Genomic DNA, 17,993 nt, shown 5'->3' with positions numbered 1-17,993 from the left:
GATCGCTTCCGGACAAATATGGTATGCTGAAACCAATTCAACCTAACCGAGGTGTTTGGTTTGTCATCCATGCTCATATATGAATCTACACAAGCAACCGTCCACGAGGAAGAGGTACGCGTTCCAGCCCCAAACGAAGTCGTTTGGGTGAGAATGGAGAACCCCTCACCAGATGAAGTCAAGCACGTCCTTGGTAATGTGTTCAAGTGCCACCCGCTCCTCGTTGAGGACGCCATCAAGCTAAACCAACGACCGAAGATGGATACGTACAAAAATCACATCTTCTTGACCTTCTTCGCGGTATCTGAGGGGCTGGAACCCCAGGAAATTGCGATCGTGATCGGCTCTAATTTTGTTATTACCGTGTACAAGGACCAGCTTCCTTTCATCGATCAGCTCTATCACACGTGCCAAGAAGTGCCTGAACGAATCAGCCATCCTGGCGCAATTCTACATGCCATTCTGGATCGCTGTGTCGACGATTATACCGTCATCGTGGAACATCTGGACGATCGTCTGGACAGTATGGAACAGGCCGTGTATCAGAACCCTGCGATTCGCATCGCACAGGATATTTTCCAGCTGAAAAGGACCATGCACCAGCTTCGCCGCGTCATTGTCGATGAGCGAATTACCCTAACGGCTATTGCGCACCACTCCTTCCCCTACACACGTGAAGAAGATGATGTCTACTTTCTCGATATTATGGACCACATCTCACGTGTCGTAGATTCCTTGGACATTTTTCGTGAATCGCTGACTGGGCTGCTTGAGCTTCAGATGAGTATGAAATCCGATCGCATGAACGAAATTATGAAAACATTAACGGTTTTCAGCACGATTTTTCTGCCGCTTACCTTCATTGTCGGTGTCTACGGCATGAATTTCAAAATCATTCCCGAGCTAATCTGGGACTATGGCTACTTGTATGTTTGGATTCTGATGATTGGCATCGGATTCTTGATGTGGTACTTTTTTAAACGCAAACATTGGTTCTGACTACGCAAACTATGAAAATCGAAAGGCAAACTTTGACTCATCACTTCCTGCATCTCATTCCTTCTAGACCCCTTAGCGGAACTACGAGACGCTATTTAGGCGAAAAGCGAAGTTTGGATGCTGAAGAGGACCTACAGGCTCTTATTTCAGCTTTTCTCCCTAAAAAGCTGAAATAGCGTCCCACAGTTAAGCCCTATCATTATCTTCAAAAAAAATAAGCCCAAACGGCGCAAAAGCCATCTGAGCTTATTTCCAAAACGATACGGAGAGAGAGGGATTCGAACCCTCGCACCGCTTACGCAGTCTAACCCCTTAGCAGAGGGTCCCCTTATAGCCACTTGGGTATCTCTCCAAAGATATGGCTCCCCGAACAGGACTCGAACCTGTGACAACTCGATTAACAGTCGAGTGCTCTACCAACTGAGCTATCAGGGAATGAATAAGTTTTATTTTATTATGAAGGCGTTGGTAAGTCAAGTGTATACGATTTCAATTTTCCCTTACACTTGCCGCAGGCATACTTGCGAACATCCACTTTTCGCTTTCGGAAATACTCCGTTTTGCAATTAACGCACTCCAGCCTGTATTTATAAGCTCTTTGCTGACGCGCCTGCGGAAGCGATTGACAGAAGCGGGAACCTCCAACCTGCGCGAGCAGCGACTTGAAATCATGATCGCGGTGCTTATAACCTTTTTTTAATATATGTAAATGATAATGGCAAAGTTCATGTTTAATGATTTTCTCAATTTCCTCACGACCAAACGTCTCCCACTGCATCCAAGAGATTTCAATATCATGGGATTTGGTAAAATAGCGCCCTCCCGTCGACCTCAATCTTCGGTTAAAACGCGCCTGATGAACAAACGGCCTTCCAAACGAGGCCAAAGAAATTTGCTCAATCCACTCCTGAAGTTCCCGATCCTCCATCCCCTACGCTCCTTAGATTTTTCATTAGAAACTTTCATCGCAAGCTCATCTTAGACAAGTTCTCACTTGAATTTGTACCGTATGTACGGCTATACTGTCAAGTAGAAAAGAAAGATCGAAAGCTTTATACAGAGAGGATTTGACCAATCAAATGCCACAAATGCGATATGCCATTCTCAAGCTCGACCAGCAAGTAGAATTTGTTGCGATGCCATCTTCCTATTCCTATCAACTAACAGCTCTGAATCAAAGGTTGCACAAAGAATTAGATAAACTGACTGCCGACGATGTCCCTCAGCTTCCTAGAGTGATTGCAGAATGTGATGACCTGGAGCTAATCGGAACGACGTATACGCTCATCCAAGGATTAGAGTATATCAATCGTTTGGAAAAATCCTTTGCCGGCATTCAGGAGAAATCCTATCCGCTGGTCTCACTGCTAACTGAAATCCGCGCCCTTCAAGCACAGCTCGAACAGTGGTACGAAGAGGAATTTGAAGCATAATGTCATAAGGACCTGCACCCTACTCCCCTTTCCTTCATATGCTATAAGTACATGGCGAAGAAGGGGATGGGCATATGCCGCAATGGCTCTGTAATCAATTAATGCGGGCCTTCCAGAACAAAAACCGCAGACAAATCCGATTGCTGAATGATAGCTGGTACTTTTACCGCACCCGCCGCTCACAAGAGGAGTGGCCTGACACCCAATCGACGGACGGACCGGGCAAACGTAAATTCTGATAAAAGGGCTAGTACTTGTTTGAAACAGGTGCTGGCTTTTTTGCCGTAACCGTTACATAGAAGCAGCAATCGTAAATAAAAAAATATGTTGCATATTCGAAATGAGCCCACTATACTGTAAATAAATGTAATAGTCCGTTGAGTGAAGCACACTTGATCCAGCAGAGTAATCTGCGGGTCAGTGTGTTTTTTTGTTATCTAAACATATATAAAGGGAGCTGAAGATCTGTGGTTTTACGTCGTAGAACGAAAAAAGGTCAAGGAGACAACGTGTATCTGCTGCATGAAAGAAAATCGTCTTATTCCGTACCTAACACCCCTAACTCCTCCTATACGCCCTTTCTGTGGGAATTAAGGAAGCTAGTTATTCTGGACGTTGCGAGGCGCTGTAATGGCCAGATCCGTATCCAGGACATCGCTGCCGAATGTAATGTCCCTTTTCGCATAGCCTCCGAGTGGCTGACCCGTTTGGCGAATGAGGACATGCTCATTGCGGTCGTTAGCCAACAAAACTCCGTTGTATATTCTGTGAAGGAGGTGGGACAGCCCCCAAACGAGGATTAATTTCAATTTCTGGTTGGAGAGGATGATGTGGAAAAAAAAGCAGCCGGCAGCTCATCGCCGCCAACTGCTATCTATTTGCTTATTGCTGCGGCTTTTTCATGGTCAAGCCGACGCGTCCTTTTTTCTGATCCACGTTCAGCACCCATACCTGAACAATGTCTCCAACGGAAACAACATCCATCGGATGTTTCACGAAGCCATTCTTGAGCTGGGAGATATGCACCAGCCCATCGTTCTTAATGCCGATATCGACGAAAGCACCGAAGTCGATGACATTGCGCACCGTGCCGGTCAATTCCATGCCCGGCACAAGGTCTTCCAGCTGCAGCACGTCAGTGCGGAAGATCGGCGCGGGGACTTCTTCCCGCGGATCCCGCCCAGGACGCTGCAGGCTGTCTAAGATGTCCCGCAGCGTCGGGACACCAACACCCAGCTTCGGAGCCATCTCCTCAGGCTCCAGCGTTTGCAGCAGCGATAGAAGCTGCTGCGAGCCCAGCTGCGCCAGTTCCAGGCGCAGCTCCTTGAACAGCCGATCCACGACGTCGTAAGACTCCGGATGGATCGGGGTGTTGTCCAGCGGGTTCCGGCCGCCCGGAATCCGCATGAACCCGACACACTGCTCGAAGGTTTTCGCGCCAAGGCGCGGAACCTTCGACAGCTCCTGTCGGGAGCTGAACTTGCCGTTCTCCTCGCGATACTTGACGATGTTCTTCGCCAGTGTCGCGTTCACGCCCGACACGTAGGAGAGCAGAGACGGGGACGCCGTGTTGAGGTCCACACCGACATGGTTAACGGCCGACTCTACGACGGCCTTCAAGTTCTCATCCAGACGTTTCTGCGAAACGTCATGCTGATACTGCCCGACGCCGATGGCCTTCGGCTCGATCTTTACAAGCTCCGCGAGCGGGTCTTGCAGCCTCCGCGCGATCGAGATCGCGCTACGCTCCGCGACATCGAGGTCAGGGAACTCCGTCTGCGCCAGCTTCGATGCGGAGTACACGCTCGCCCCCGCTTCGCTGACGATCAAGTACTTGAGCTTCTGCTCCTTGATCTCGGCAATCAGCTCCGCCACAAACTGCTCCGTTTCACGGGAAGCCGTTCCATTCCCAATGACGATCAGCTCTACGCCGTGCTTGCTGATCAATTGCTTGAACTTCGCCTTGGCTTCCGCCACCTTATTATTAGGAGGTGTTGGGTACGTCACGGCGATTTCAAGCATTTTCCCGGTGTCGTCGATGACGGCCAGCTTGCAGCCTGTCCGGTAAGCGGGATCGACACCGAGCACAACGTGCCCTTTGACGGGTGCTTGGAGCAGCAGATTACGCAGATTTTCTGCGAAAATCTTAATCGCTTGCTCCTCGCCCATCTCTGTCATTTCCCCGCGCACTTCGCGCTCGATGGACGGTGCGATTAGACGCTTGTAAGCATCTTCGACAATCGCACGAAGCACATCCTGTACAACGGATTGCCCTTTGATAATCTGCCTAGCTATATAATCATGAATTTTATCTACCGCAACAACCATGTTAACCTTAAGAATTTCCTCGCGTTCCCCGCGATTGATGGCAAGAATACGGTGAGGCGGCAGACGCTTCACTGGTTCCTGATAGGCATAGTACATCTCATAGACGGACTCAGCCTTTGCATCTTTTGCCTCTGTATGTAATATCCCTTGATCCTGCGTGTATCTACGCACCCAGGCTCTAATCTTAGCATCGTCCGCCATGTTCTCCGCTAAGATGTCCATCGCGCCTTGGATGGCGTCTGCCGCGCTTGCTACCTGCTTGTCCGCATTTATGTACCGCTCCGCTTCTTGATCGAGCGAGCCTTGTCTAGGCTGCTTCCAGATCCACTCCGCTAGCGGCTCTAAGCCACGCTCTTTGGCTACGCTTGCTCTCGTCTTCCGCTTTTGACGATACGGTCTATACAGATCTTCGATTTCTTGCAGCTTTGCAGCGCCTTCAATCGATTTACGCAGCTCGTCTGTCAGCTTCCCCTGCTCGTCGATCAAACGCACGACCTCCAGCTTGCGATCCTCGAGGTTGCGTAAATACTGCAAACGCTCCTCGATGTCTCGCAGCTGGTTTTCATCTAGCTCACCTGTCATCTCTTTCCGGTACCGCGCTATAAAAGGGATTGTATTCCCCTCATCCAGCAGCCCCATCGTCGTTTTCACTTTACCCGTGGGTAGCTGCAGCTCAGCGGAGATCTGCTTTAAGATTCGCTCTTGGATCTCCGCTTTCTTTTCTTCAGAGAGCACGACTTTTTCCTTTTGCTCTTCCTCGTATTTGTTCTTAGCTCCCTTGCTTCCGGGCTGCTCTTCTTCTGCTGCGCTCTGCACACCGGTATTTCCGGATGCTTCGCTTGCTGAGTGGAACCATTTGTTCATCATCGTATCCAATATCGTCATTGTTATTCCCCACTTCAATTGAATTCAAGTATGTAAGCAAACCAAAAAACGAGGGAACCACTTACCCTCGTCCGTTCCTGATCCTATTCAAAATTCTATCAGTCCCACACTAATTTGCAAAGCGTCGTCAACCTTTCGCATCGTTTCTTCATCCAAATGCGTAATTTTGTCCGTAAGCCGTTGCTTGTCAATCGTTCTGATTTGTTCAAGCAGAATGACCGAATCTCGATCGAATCCATGCGTCTCCGCGTCGATTTCCACATGCGTGGGTAGCTTTGCCTTTTGGATTTGAGCTGTAATCGCTGCAACAATCACGGTTGGGCTAAAGCGGTTGCCGATATCATTTTGGATCACTAGAACAGGACGAACTCCTCCCTGCTCCGACCCTACTACCGGCGAAAGATCTGCGAAAAAAACATCGCCACGTTTCACAATCACTTCTTACACCCCGCTTACTAAGCGATCAAGCGTTCCGTCCGCTTCTTCCTCCGCTTGAAAAGCTTCAGATGCCATGCTGAGATTAATTTTCGCCATCTCCATATATCCTCGCTGCATGGATTCGCGTAGACTGCGCTTTTTGCGTTCAATTAAATACAGCTTCATTGCCTGGCGAATAAATTCGCTGCGATTGGAGTTCTCCTTCTCGACAATGCCGTCCACTTCTTGCAACAGATTGTCAGGCAAGCTAATCATGATCCTTTTCGTATTATGCGCATTACTCACACTCTCGCACCCCCAGAAACGATACAAAGACAATATTACCAGTATGTCAACTTGAAAACCAAATTATACAATAGATATATGCATCCAGTATATCAAATATGTTACACCTATGGATATAAGATTCTTCACTACGTATTCGATAGCCTACTCTAAAATCCCTCTAAAGGAAGGATACTTTTTAAATGGTAAATTCATGAATTAGATGAGACCCAAGATCTAGTAACGATGACGCATCAGCGGATTAATGGCATCCACTCGTTCGCCGCCGCGCACATACACACGTGCGACCCGATGTGAAATCATGCAAATCACTTCATAATTAACTGTACCTAGCTGACGAGCAATATCTTCAGCCGTAATGCGTTCTCCATCCTGCTCCCCAATCAGCACAACCTCATCGAGAGCCTGCACATCCTTAACGTCGGACACGTTGATCATACATTGGTCCATACAAATTCGGCCGACGACCTGCACTCTTTTACCCCGAACCAGAACCTCTGCCTTACCCGAAAGCATTCGTGAATACCCGTCCGCATACCCAATTGGCAGCGTACCGATCTGCTCTTCGCCTTTTGTATGATAGATCGTTCCATAGCTGATTCCGGAGTCTGGCGGCAACGTTTTGAGATGGACGATACCTGTTTTGAGACTGAGCACAGGCTTCAACGCAATTTTCGTTTGATCCACGTCCTCGGAAGGATAAAGCCCATACATCGAGATGCCGAGCCGTACCATCGAATACGTGAGACCAGGCAAATCAATAGCCGCTGCGCTGTTGCCTGCGTGTATATACGGAAACGTTACACCCTTATCTATAAAATGGCTCACAATACGCTCAAAACGACGATACTGCTCCAGCGTATAGCTTTTATCCACTTCATCCGCATTCGCGTAATGCGTGAATAATCCTTCGACCTCCACATTCGGCAGCGTCAGCGCTTGCTCGATGAATGGAATTGCATCCGCTTCCGTATGCAAGCCAAGCCGACCCATGCCAGTATCCAGCTTGATGTGGATTTTCAGCTTCTTCTTATGCTGCTGTGCCTGCAGCTCCTTGAGGACATCATGACTATAGACCGCTATCGTAACATCAAGCTCTCGTGCCCGCTCGACTCCCTCAGGAGGCGTATAGCCTAAAACCAGAATAGGTGCGGTTATTCCTGCATTCCTTAGCTCCAGCGCTTCATCAAAAAACGCCACACCCAAGTAATCCACACCTGCGGCTAAAGCCTCTTTGGATACTTCTACAGCCCCGTGTCCGTACGCATCCGCTTTAACGACTGCCATCTGTTTCATTCCTGCCGGCAGTATCTTCTGAAAACCTTCAATGTTGCTTCGCAGAGCATCTAACGAAATTTCAACCCACGTGGGACGATAAAAAGCATCCACCAGCGTTCACCTCTTTTTCCAAATGCAAAGGACAAGGGAAGGCCCGCTCCATGCGAGCAGCAGGACTCCCCCTCCAATAATTCCGAACCCGTTAGGACCGATAAACCTATGTTAAACCGAGTCACGAAACACTGTCAACCGTCCTTTGGGCTTAAATAAGGCGAAATCGCGTCATATCCAAACAACGCTTTTCATGAGCATGTTTGTTCGCATGTCCATCTCCGATTGGAAATCGGCTGAAGGCTACTCCACTCGTACATTTGAAGCACTTAGAACTCTTATCCGAAATCTTTGAGCCTTCATGGGGCGCGCCTCTCTATTGGCACACTTTCCCACATTAATTTTCTCTGATAATCGCATAAAAAGCCGTATTTTAAAGGTCGAGCCTGCTCTTTTTTTCATTTACAAAGAAAGACCTGCTCCTAAGAGCAGATCTTTCTTTGGTTATTTTCCGGATTGGCCTTCCGTCGCCATCGCCACTTTAATCATTTCATTCGTCGGCAAATCGCCTGTCGTTAATCTGAACTCTACGCCGTCATTCGTCCAAGTAAGAGTCTTCTTATCTTCCCCTGTGAGAACGCCAATCGTGAAGCCGAGATCCACAATATCACCTGGCTGCAAAGACACCGACTTCGCCTGAGGTCTAACCTCAACCATACTGAAGTTGTACTTCCCTTTATATCTTAAAAGGACCGCTGCGTCTTCACCTAGCTTCATATCCGTAATATCTTGCTTCACGACATCCTTAGGCAGATAACTCGGTTCAATAATGCCGATACTTTGCGGTTTGCTTGCCGCGGCATTCGGCTTCGTAGCATCCGTTTTTGTGCCTGTGGCAGCTTGATCGGACTGCCCACCTGTTGCGGACAAGTTTTTGTCCGTTACACTAGCCGCTGGATGGTCAGCATCCGTTACCTTAACATCGGACATCGTCGGCAATGTCTGCATGTTCCAGCTCGTCATGTTGCGCTCCATTTGGAAGTAATCCTTATCAAACTTCGCATCGAACTCGAACTTCGTGAAATTCACCTGCACCATCACATTTTGGTTCGTATCGGACACTTGAACCTGCGTAGGTGCCAGTGTTTTTTTATTCAGCCAAATTTTCTGGCGAGACAGCTGCTCATTCTGATAATTCGCCGCCACATCGAACACATACGTATCATTGTCCGTTGTAAACTGGCGATCCTTGTCCGCGATAATACTTCTAGCTAGAGATTGGAACAAGTACACCTGTCCTTGATTCTCCGGCCAGTCGCTCTGGAAACGGAAGCTTTTCTTCAGATGCGGCGTCAGTACGAATACGCCCTCTTCATTACGCAGCACAATTTGCGTTACATCCTTCGATGCATTGGTCAGCGAAATCCGGTAGAAATGCTCCGGCGAGAACGCCACCTCCACCTGATACTCCTGCGGCTGTGACCCTGTGTGCAAAATCATGCTGCCTGAAGCCTGATAGCTATCCGCTTTGCTGATCACATGATCCAAATCCTTTACGATAGATCCTGCATCTTTCTTGCCTATCCCGCATCCTGCGAGAACCAATGCTAAGCACATCACCACTGCTACCATCCATGTGACCCGGCGCATTCGATCATCCCCTCACTCATGATTAACATCAACATAGTACATGCATATGAGGGGACTTGGACGATTATGCAGCCAAGCTACCAGCTTGGACGGATTTAGGCAAAAAAAATAAGACTAGCTCCAGATTCGTCTAATCTTACTCATTTATTTCACTAATTTAAGTGTACGAATACTCGCTGCGTGTTCCATCATCGTTACAGCAATTCCTGCAATTTGTTCACCTTGCTGCACTTGAACCTGTTTGATTTCTTGTAGAGTGTCATCTACTTTTGACATTCTGTTATCCAAATTATCCATTCTGTCTTCCATACTACCCATGCGGTCTTCAAGATTACCCATACGTCTGTCCATACTGTCAACTCTGTCTTTAATGGCCTTAACATCCGCGCCAATTTCATTAATTCTACCGAGCATGGCACCTAAAAACTCACGATCCGTCATTTCAGCCATTTGCCATTCCTCCAACCAATAAACTTAAGTCCTTTAATTATAACCTAGGTAAGGAGCAAAAAGAATCCCTCAAAAAAATGAATTCGCCTAATGAAACCATTTGTTTAAGCTCATCTTCAGATTGTATACATACTTTTTTCACAATCATCTGGCATGATGATCTTTTAAGGATCCATTCATGAACCGGAGGAATTATCATTGAACAACAACCAAAAAATCACACTCCAAGCCTCAAGAGGAGCAGCAGCATTCTTTGTACTGCTTTTCCATATCTCTGCCATGTCCTTTAAGTATTATCAATACGACTTTCTAGGGATCAGCTCGATCGGGAGATCAGGTGGGGTAGACTTCTTTTTCTTATTGACCGGCTTCCTGCTCTATCATACATATGGCCACAAAATCGGCACCCAAATGACCGTTCTCCCCTATTTAACCAATCGTCTCATACGTATCTATCCCTTCTACTGGCTAATTACACTCGTTGTACTGCCTGTCTATTTTTTTGTTCCGAGCTTTGGATACGGCTTTGAAACCCATAAGGCTACGATTATTAAATCATTTCTGCTGCTCCCTCAGGCTCATGGCCCCGTATTGCCGGTTGCTTGGTCGTTAAGTTACTTTGTGCTATTTTATTTGGCTTTCAGCCTTCTCCTTGCTCTTGGGAAAAAGCCAGCATTTATATTCGCTTCTATTTGGATTGCCTTAACCTTATGCCATTTCTTGCGAGTGCCGCTGATAAGTGCCGATATCGACCGTCATTTCTATTTAAATTTTCTCTTCAGTGATGTGAATTTAGAGTTTATCGCAGGCTGTTTATTGGCCAAATGGGTGGAGCAACATAAAAGTAAACATTACAAATGGTTGATTTCTATCGGAGCGTTTGGGTTTTTACTTATATGGATCAATAACAAATTTCAATTTGCTCCTTATCACAGTTACCTGCTATACGTTATTCCGGCTATATTTGTACTGCTAGGCGCTTCTTCCGTACCTGAGCGACTTCTACTGCCTTGGTGGGTGCAGACCCTCAGTAAGCTAGGAAATGCTTCTTACGCCATTTTACTTACGCACCTGATATTCATTTCAATATTAATGAAACTAAGTGTGGCCACTCATGTGGTTAACTACATGGGTTACCTAGTAACAAATATACTCATTGTAGTGTGTGTCGTGCCACTGTGCTATATAGCATACAGGCTGGCTGAAAAACCGCTTGTTGCGGGACTTAGAGACGTAACAAAGTTAAGTCCATCCCGCTCTTCAAAGCCTATCTCCTAACGAAAAAGACTGCTTGAGGCTATATAAAACGCCCCAAGCAGTCTTTTATTTATTTTCACCACATATACACAATACCGGTAATAATACCTGCCCAGATCAGGGAACCGAACACCACACCAACAATCAAACCTTTGCCGATTGAAAAGCGTTCATCTTGGTAAGCGTCATCATGATCGATCATAAAAAAACCTCCCCGCACACTAAGTATATGCCTAGTATGGGGAAGATGTTGACGAATCATGCGGTTGAGGTGAAAAAATTTAATTAATACGCATTTTTATTGATAAAGCCATTAATAATCGTTCGCCAAATAATTTTAATATCGAAGAGAAAAGTCCAATTTTCAATGTAAAAAATATCGTGTTTGATACGTTCTTCAATCGAAGTGTCTCCACGCAAGCCGTTGCTTTGCGCCCACCCCGTAATACCCGGACGAATATGATGCTTCACCATATACTTCGGAACTTCTTCCTTGAACTGTTCCACGAAATAAGGACGTTCCGGCCTTGGACCGACGACACTCATGTGCCCAAATAGCACATTAAAAAACTGAGGCAGCTCATCCAAACTCGTTTTGCGCAAAAAAGTTCCGACCTTGGTGCGCCGCGGGTCATTTTCAACCGTCCATTCCGTATTAGAAGCACTTTCCGGCAATACATTCATGCTGCGAAACTTATACATCATAAAATTCCTGCGGTTCAGTCCAACCCGTTCCTGTTTGAAGATTATAGGGCCAGAAGAGGTTAGCTTAATCGCAATGACAGATGCCAACATCACTGGCGCTGTAATAATGATTGCTGTAAGAGAGAATATGATATCAAAAGCCCGCTTGAACAACCGATTTCGGAACTCATCCAGAGGAATATCCCGCACATTAATGAGCGGCATCTCCGCAAAATTATCGAAATAAGGACGCGACGGTAAGAAGTCATAAAAGTCCGGAATGATTAGAGTTTTAACACCGACCTTCTCGCAAACATTGATAATATGACCGAATTTACGATGGGCATCCAACGGGAGTGCAATAATGACCTCATCGACAATACTATCATTCAAAATCGATTCGAGGTCATCGATTTTGCCAATAATCGGTTTATAATTCTGGTAAGGAATTTCGTGCTTTTCTTGATAGTCATCAAGGAATCCAACAACCTCATAACCTAACTCCGGATGCTGTCTGAGCTTCGTGTAAAACTGTCTGCCGAGCGTTCCAGCTCCAAGAATAAGGATAAATTGCTTATTATAGCCCTTCTGTCGAACTCGCTTCAGCGAAATTTTGATCATATAACGATAAAAGCTGATGGCTAGGATATTGTTCACTAGGAAAAGCAACAGATAAGAACGCGAAACGTCTACCTCTTTTAAAATAAACAGAAGACTTAAGAGCAGCAGCAAGCTGAATACATGGACTTGAATAATTTTAAATACCTCATAGGAGAACTGCTTCTTTCTCTTCGGCGTATAAAAATTAGTCATATAACTGATGAAAATCGCGATTAGCGCGTAGCTGACACTCCACATCAAATAATGCTTAATTGGCAGGGGTGAATCGAAAGGAATCCAACCACTTTTAAATTTCAGCCACCAGGAAAGTAAGAACACGAGCTGAATACATATGAAGTCGGCCAGTGCGTATAGTTGGGTCAAAAAACCTTGACTCTGTCGAATCAATGTAAATCACCTCGTTGGTTTTAGTTTATTTCTTGCTAAGGATAGCCCTAACTTCAAGCCTACGCCTATGTAAACTGCCATATTTGTCATCCAGGAGTATTTCTGACGATAGTGTTTATTATGGAACAAAATCATCGCACGATGAAACTCATAAATGATTTTATAAGGTTTCCTTCGACTGCTCGCACCTTTGTAATGAATGATTTGAGTCCGAGGGTAATAATAATTTACCCAACCTGCCTCTTTAATTCTATAACACCAATCTATATCCTCACCATACATAAAAAATTCCTCATCGAGCATCCCTACTTGTTCAATAGCCTCTCGGCGGATTAACATGAAGGCACCTACTAGGGAATCGATACCGTATTCCTCATCAGGATTCAAGTATCCTAATTGATATTGATTGAAGCGTGGGATTTTCGGGAAAAGCTTTGAAAACCCGAAGGCATAATAAAAGGACGCTGACGGCGTCGGGAAGCCCCGCTTACATGCTTTGTCGAGCGAACCGTCTGGCAGTACGATTTTGCAGCCACTGGCGCCTACGATCGGATTCTCGTCCATGAAACGCAGCATCGTCTCTAATGTGTCCTGTTGGACGATGGTATCGGAGTTCAGTAGCAGCACATATCTCCCTTTTGCTATACGAATACCTTGGTTATTAGCTTTTGAGAAGCCAACATTGTCTTTATTTGCGATACAGATGACTTGGGGGAACTGCTCGTTAATGGACTGAATGATGCCGTCATTTGAAGCATTGTCAACTAAGATAATCTCGTAAGTGTATGCTGTAGCTGACGATAATACTGACTTTATACAGGCTAGCGTTAGGTCATGTGTTTTGTAATTAACGATGATAATTGATAAATCCAAGGGGAAACCTCACTTGTCTTAATTTCATTACTGCTATTATAACATGCGAATATTAAAATTAGCCTAAAAAAATAAGACTAGCTTGTGCTAATCTTATCATTCAAACCATTTATTAAGTTGGCTTGGCGATACTCTTTGCTTACTACGGATGGCATGTCTCTTCTTGCGGAGATCCGAATATTTACGAAAGAAGTCAGCCCAAGCTCCTAGCAGCTTGGGTTCTCTTACAAGAGCATAGGCAAAACTAAGACATTCGTAAATGAATAGTGGAACAATATGCTTTAGCCTCATTGTGGCGGTATCGTTTTTTACCATCATTTTATAACGATTAATGTAGGACAGTCTTCTGACAAAAAGCGGTTTACTGCTCCTTTCGCCCTCTTTCCAGCCTCGCTCGTGATACGCGACAGCAGATGGCTCGTAAAGAGCCTTCCACCCTAGAAGCTGTGCTCTCCAGGCGACGTCTACATCTTCTTTATAGGCAAAAAAGTCTTCATCAAAAAATTCGCCATCTAAACTTATGTCGTTAATCATCTCTCTAGCGTACATGGCCGCGGCACCTGAGACACCAAACACCTCTTCAGCTTGGTGATATTGACCGCTTGGTTGATGTGCGCCTCGGTCAAATGCTCTACGAGCCTTGTTGATGACAAGCCCTGTGCTATCAATGCGCTTTGGATCGGCTTTGAAAAGCAGTTTCCCTGTTGCGCTGCCTGCACGTGGTGTGTTCTCTATTGCTTCTATTGTCTTAAACACATAGTCTTTATCAAGCACCACGTCTGGATTTAGAATCAGGCAAAAGTCTGAATCAGTCATTCTTATTGCTTGGTTGTGTCCGCCGGCGAAGCCGTTGTTTTTTGTGTTTTTTACAAGTTGAATCTTAGAGGTCCACTTTTGCAGCTTCTCAAGCGTATTGTCTTTTGAAGCATTATCAATAATAACGATTTGATTTATGGGGTAGGATTGCATGATGACTGCCTCTAAGCAGTCATCGATGTGTTCAGAACTATTGTAGGTCACTATATGGATGCTAGCGGATTGCATTACTCACTCCTAATTCCTCTAAAAAAGCCTGTAGCCCCTCACGCCAAGGTCTCAAGTCTTCAAATCCATTCGCACGAATGGCCATATGCTCCATTGCCGAGTATCGCGGTCTTGGTGCTGGTCGCAGAAACTCTTCTGTAGAGCATGGCTCCACAAACATCTTCTTTCCACTCTCTTCAAAGATAGCATTTGCAAAATCAAACCACGAACATACGCCTGAATTCGAAGCATGATAAATACCATAACGCTCTGTCTGAATAAGCTGCTCTAGGAAATTCGCAAGGTCAACCGTATAAGTTGGTGATCCGAACTGATCATTTACAACCTTCAAACTGTCGCGATCTTGGGCAAGTTTAAGCATGGTTTTCACAAAATTCGCCCCATACAAACCATAAACCCATGACGTCCTTACAATAAAATATTTACTAGAAAGCGTTTGAACGAGGTGTTCCCCCGCTCGCTTTGACTTTCCATAAATACTTTGGGGGTTCGTATTATCATATTCTCGATATGGCTTTGTGTCTGTCCCATCAAAAACATAGTCAGTGCTAATATAACAGAACTTAGCCCCAAATTTTTCAGCAGCAATAGCGAGATTCCTTGTCCCAAATGCATTGATTTTATATGCCAAGTCTTCTTCCGTTTCAGCTAGATCAACTGCTGTGTATGCAGCGCTATGAATGACAACATCCGGCTTGAGGGATTCCAGAATTTCAAGACATTGATGTTCATTTGTAATATCAAGCTGCTCTCTTCCTAAACCATGAACCTCATGATTAGTGCCTAAAATTTTTACGACATCTTGCCCTAATTGGCCATTAGCCCCTGACACTAAAATCTTCATCTCTAAACTCCTAGGCGTTCGCCGTATTGCTGAGCGAAATATTGTTGATATTCACCTGTCTGAATTCGTTTCCACCAGTCCTGATTATCTAGATACCAACGAATCGTTTCATGAATACCCGTATCAAAATTATGCTTCGGTTCCCAACCTAGCTCATTTGTAATCTTTGTGGCATCAATACCATATCGACGATCATGTCCAAGACGATCTTTAACGTACTGAATTAATGACTCTGGTTTCCCCAGTTCACGAAGAATCGTTTGCACGATTTGAATATTCGTTCTCTCATTATTTCCGCCAATATTATAAACTTCACCGTTAATTCCTTTATGTAAAACTAAATCAATCGCACTGCAGTGATCCTCTACATACAACCAGTCGCGGATGTTAAGTCCATCTCCATATACAGGGAGGGGCTTGTCATTCAAAGCATTGGCAATCATTAATGGGATTAACTTTTCCGGGAATTGATAAGGTCCGTAATTATTGGAGCATCGGGTGATATTGACCGGAAGGCCAAATGTCTCATGATACGACCTAACTAGAAGATCCGAGCCAGCTTTACTAGCGGAGTAAGGACTATTGGGAGACAATGGTGTGTCCTCCGTGAAAAGACCTGTTTCTCCAAGTGTTCCGTACACTTCATCTGTGGAGACATGAACGAATTTCTTTACGTCATACTTCCGCGCTGCCTCAAGCAACACTTGAGTACCAAGAACGTTTGTTTTCACGAAGACATCTGGTTCTAGAATACTACGATCCACATGCGACTCCGCGGCGAAATGAACAACGGTATCTACGCCCTGCTCGAACAGGCTGTTAACGAGCTCTGAGTTCGTGATGTCGCCTTTTACGAAAGTATAATTGCTGTTTTCTTGAATGGATCTTAGATTCTCAAGATTCCCTGCGTAGGTTAATGCATCCAAGTTAATAATTTGATAGCTCGGATAACGTTCTAGCATATAATGAACGAAGTTGCTGCCGATGAACCCGGCTCCGCCGGTTACGAGTATTTTCATGTGCGTAAGACTCCTGTCTTAAAAATTTATTTCCGCGTCTTTAAGCAGCGGATGCTGTTGATCTTTATCAGAAAGGATTGGTTTAGACGTAGGCCAATCAATACCTATCGCTGGATCGCTCCAAAGTATGCCCCTATCATGTTCAGGGGAATAATACTCGTCCACTTTATAAAGTACTTGTGTATTCGGGACAATCGTACAAAAGCCATGAGCAAATCCTTGTGGAACAAGCAGTTGGCGCTTATTGTCCTCGCTTAGAATAACACCTACCCACTGACCAAACGTTGATGAGTCTTTGCGAATGTCAACTGCCACATCATAAATAGCTCCCGATGCTACACGGACTAGCTTTGTCTGAGCTTTGGGATTCAACTGATAGTGTAGTCCACGTAGTACGCCTGTTTCCACTGATAAAGAGTGATTATCTTGTATAAATTCATGTTTAATTCCAAGTTCGATAAACTTTGCACGACTGTAACTCTCCATAAAAAAACCCCGATTATCCCCATGGACATCGGGCTCAATAATAAATAATCCTTCTAACTTTGTAGAAATAATATTCATAGTATTGGCACCTCTTATAATTTAAGTTTCCCAAATTCCTCGCCAAAAAGCATATCTTTAGCCAATTCATTTGCTTTAGCTAGAGAGGCATGTGTTCCGGCATCCGTCCACCAGCCTTGAAGGATGTCATAAGTCAGTTCTTTTCTTTCAATGTATGCATTATTAACATCAGTAATTTCTAGTTCCCCGCGGCCGGATGGTTTAAGTGTCTTAACAATACCAAACACAGAACTATCATACATATAGATTCCTGTTACTGCAAAATTACTTTTCGGACGTTTTGGCTTTTCCTCAATCGAGATGATATTTTCTCCCTGCAATTCTGGCACACCATATCTTTGAGGATCTTGAACCTCTTGAATAAGAATTTTAGCACCATTACGTTGAGCCCTAAAATTATTAACAAATGGAACGATGCTCTCTTCAAATACATTATCTCCGAGAATCACGACCATTTGGTCATCCCCAACGAAATGTTCAGCTAGATCTAAAGCTTGAGCAATACCACCAGCCTCATCCTGAACTTTATAAGTAAAGGTTACATCCATTTCGCGACCGCTGCCAAGTAGATTTACAACATCGCCCATGTGGTCTTTGCCAGTAACTATGAGGATGTCAGTAATGTCAGCTTGCTTAAGCTTAGCAACTGAGTGAAAGATCATCGGGTACTTACCGACAGGGAGCAGGTGTTTGTTAGTAACTTTAGTTAAAGGATAGAGACGTGAACCTGTTCCACCAGCTAAGATAATGCCTTTCATTAATAACACCCATCCTTCTCTTGTTTCTCTTTATGTGTTGTTAGACTTCCTTTTATTGAATATATCCTATTAAGACTTTACTATAACATGTGCATTGGTAAAACTATAAGTTGCACTCAAGGCTTTTTTCTGTTCACACAATTAA

The 17,993-nt window shown here is 45.0% G+C and carries 20 protein-coding genes and 2 tRNA genes; 4 read left to right on the top strand and 18 right to left on the bottom strand.

Going from position 1 to position 17,993, the window contains the following annotated elements:
* Positions 1-69 precede the first annotated feature (69 nt).
* The gene (gene corA / locus AC58VC_RS23015) at positions 70-999 is read left to right on the top strand and encodes a magnesium/cobalt transporter CorA (RefSeq protein ID WP_497372133.1); all 930 of its coding nucleotides are present in this window, start codon (positions 70-72) and stop codon (positions 997-999) included.
* A 263-nt stretch (positions 1,000-1,262) separates the two neighbouring features.
* Here corA and AC58VC_RS23010 read toward each other — a convergent pair.
* The 3 genes from AC58VC_RS23010 to AC58VC_RS23000 all read right to left on the bottom strand — a co-directional run bounded on the left by AC58VC_RS23010 (position 1,263) and on the right by AC58VC_RS23000 (position 1,927).
* Positions 1,263-1,351, bottom strand: a tRNA-Ser gene (locus tag AC58VC_RS23010).
* A 7-nt stretch (positions 1,352-1,358) separates the two neighbouring features.
* Positions 1,359-1,434, bottom strand: a tRNA-Asn gene (locus AC58VC_RS23005).
* A gap of 19 nt (positions 1,435-1,453) precedes the next feature.
* Positions 1,454-1,927, bottom strand: a complete 474-nt coding sequence (locus tag AC58VC_RS23000; protein WP_497371710.1) for a SprT family protein — start codon at positions 1,925-1,927, stop codon at positions 1,454-1,456.
* A gap of 151 nt (positions 1,928-2,078) precedes the next feature.
* Between AC58VC_RS23000 and AC58VC_RS22995 the strand changes: the two genes are divergently transcribed.
* A complete protein-coding gene (locus AC58VC_RS22995) occupies positions 2,079-2,432 on the top strand; it encodes a hydrolase/acyltransferase (RefSeq protein ID WP_497371708.1) in 354 nt (117 codons plus the stop codon).
* A gap of 74 nt (positions 2,433-2,506) precedes the next feature.
* A complete protein-coding gene (cmpA, locus tag AC58VC_RS22990; RefSeq protein ID WP_090818813.1) occupies positions 2,507-2,671 on the top strand; it encodes a cortex morphogenetic protein CmpA in 165 nt (54 codons plus the stop codon).
* Positions 2,672-3,031: 360 nt separating this feature from the next.
* On the opposite strand, the gene AC58VC_RS22985 is transcribed toward cmpA, so the two are convergent.
* From AC58VC_RS22985 to AC58VC_RS22955, 7 genes are all read right to left on the bottom strand, one after another.
* Positions 3,032-3,178 carry a hypothetical protein gene (locus AC58VC_RS22985; protein ID WP_497371706.1) on the bottom strand — a complete coding sequence of 49 codons (147 nt, stop codon included), beginning with the start codon at positions 3,176-3,178 and terminating at the stop codon, positions 3,032-3,034.
* A 136-nt stretch (positions 3,179-3,314) separates the two neighbouring features.
* The gene (locus AC58VC_RS22980; RefSeq protein WP_497371704.1) at positions 3,315-5,645 is read right to left on the bottom strand and encodes a Tex family protein; all 2,331 of its coding nucleotides are present in this window, start codon (positions 5,643-5,645) and stop codon (positions 3,315-3,317) included.
* Positions 5,646-5,732: 87 nt separating this feature from the next.
* Positions 5,733-6,083, bottom strand: a complete 351-nt coding sequence (locus AC58VC_RS22975; protein ID WP_028553893.1) for a type II toxin-antitoxin system PemK/MazF family toxin — start codon at positions 6,081-6,083, stop codon at positions 5,733-5,735.
* 3 nt (positions 6,084-6,086) lie between these two features.
* Positions 6,087-6,368: a CopG family ribbon-helix-helix protein gene (locus AC58VC_RS22970; RefSeq protein ID WP_028553892.1), complete on the bottom strand. Its 282-nt coding sequence runs from the start codon at positions 6,366-6,368 to the stop codon at positions 6,087-6,089.
* A gap of 216 nt (positions 6,369-6,584) precedes the next feature.
* Entirely contained in the window at positions 6,585-7,757 is a 1,173-nt protein-coding gene (gene alr, locus AC58VC_RS22965; RefSeq protein WP_497371702.1) for an alanine racemase, read from the bottom strand.
* 444 nt (positions 7,758-8,201) lie between these two features.
* Entirely contained in the window at positions 8,202-9,347 is a 1,146-nt protein-coding gene (locus AC58VC_RS22960) for an outer membrane lipoprotein-sorting protein (RefSeq protein WP_497371700.1), read from the bottom strand.
* Between the two features lie 144 nt (positions 9,348-9,491).
* Positions 9,492-9,797, bottom strand: a complete 306-nt coding sequence (locus AC58VC_RS22955) for a hypothetical protein (RefSeq protein WP_497371698.1) — start codon at positions 9,795-9,797, stop codon at positions 9,492-9,494.
* A 198-nt stretch (positions 9,798-9,995) separates the two neighbouring features.
* Here AC58VC_RS22955 and AC58VC_RS22950 point away from each other — a divergent pair, with 198 nt between their 5' ends.
* Positions 9,996-11,075: an acyltransferase family protein gene (locus AC58VC_RS22950; RefSeq protein WP_497371696.1), complete on the top strand. Its 1,080-nt coding sequence runs from the start codon at positions 9,996-9,998 to the stop codon at positions 11,073-11,075.
* A gap of 55 nt (positions 11,076-11,130) precedes the next feature.
* Here the strand turns inward: AC58VC_RS22950 and AC58VC_RS22945 are convergent, their stop codons facing one another.
* The 8 genes from AC58VC_RS22945 to AC58VC_RS22910 all read right to left on the bottom strand — a co-directional run bounded on the left by AC58VC_RS22945 (position 11,131) and on the right by AC58VC_RS22910 (position 17,848).
* A complete protein-coding gene (locus tag AC58VC_RS22945; RefSeq protein ID WP_268894366.1) occupies positions 11,131-11,256 on the bottom strand; it encodes a hypothetical protein in 126 nt (41 codons plus the stop codon).
* 83 nt (positions 11,257-11,339) lie between these two features.
* Entirely contained in the window at positions 11,340-12,746 is a 1,407-nt protein-coding gene (locus AC58VC_RS22940) for an undecaprenyl-phosphate glucose phosphotransferase (RefSeq protein WP_497371694.1), read from the bottom strand.
* A gap of 6 nt (positions 12,747-12,752) precedes the next feature.
* Positions 12,753-13,619 (bottom strand): glycosyltransferase family 2 protein, encoded by an 867-nt coding sequence (locus AC58VC_RS22935; protein ID WP_497371692.1) that lies wholly within the window; start codon positions 13,617-13,619, stop codon positions 12,753-12,755.
* 96 nt (positions 13,620-13,715) lie between these two features.
* The gene (locus AC58VC_RS22930; RefSeq protein WP_497371690.1) at positions 13,716-14,663 is read right to left on the bottom strand and encodes a glycosyltransferase family 2 protein; all 948 of its coding nucleotides are present in this window, start codon (positions 14,661-14,663) and stop codon (positions 13,716-13,718) included.
* The gene (gene rfbD, locus AC58VC_RS22925; RefSeq protein WP_497371688.1) at positions 14,650-15,507 is read right to left on the bottom strand and encodes a dTDP-4-dehydrorhamnose reductase; all 858 of its coding nucleotides are present in this window, start codon (positions 15,505-15,507) and stop codon (positions 14,650-14,652) included. Before rfbD ends, AC58VC_RS22930 begins: the two co-directional genes overlap by 14 nt.
* A 2-nt stretch (positions 15,508-15,509) precedes the next feature.
* A complete protein-coding gene (gene rfbB, locus AC58VC_RS22920; protein WP_497371686.1) occupies positions 15,510-16,526 on the bottom strand; it encodes a dTDP-glucose 4,6-dehydratase in 1,017 nt (338 codons plus the stop codon).
* Between the two features lie 18 nt (positions 16,527-16,544).
* A complete protein-coding gene (rfbC, locus tag AC58VC_RS22915) occupies positions 16,545-17,090 on the bottom strand; it encodes a dTDP-4-dehydrorhamnose 3,5-epimerase (protein ID WP_497371684.1) in 546 nt (181 codons plus the stop codon).
* Between the two features lie 14 nt (positions 17,091-17,104).
* The gene (locus AC58VC_RS22910; protein ID WP_497371682.1) at positions 17,105-17,848 is read right to left on the bottom strand and encodes a sugar phosphate nucleotidyltransferase; all 744 of its coding nucleotides are present in this window, start codon (positions 17,846-17,848) and stop codon (positions 17,105-17,107) included.
* Positions 17,849-17,993 lie beyond the last annotated feature (145 nt).

The sequence above is a fragment of the Paenibacillus sp. J22R67 genome, assembly GCF_059692175.1.
This window is presented reverse-complemented; position numbering and strand designations above follow the sequence as displayed.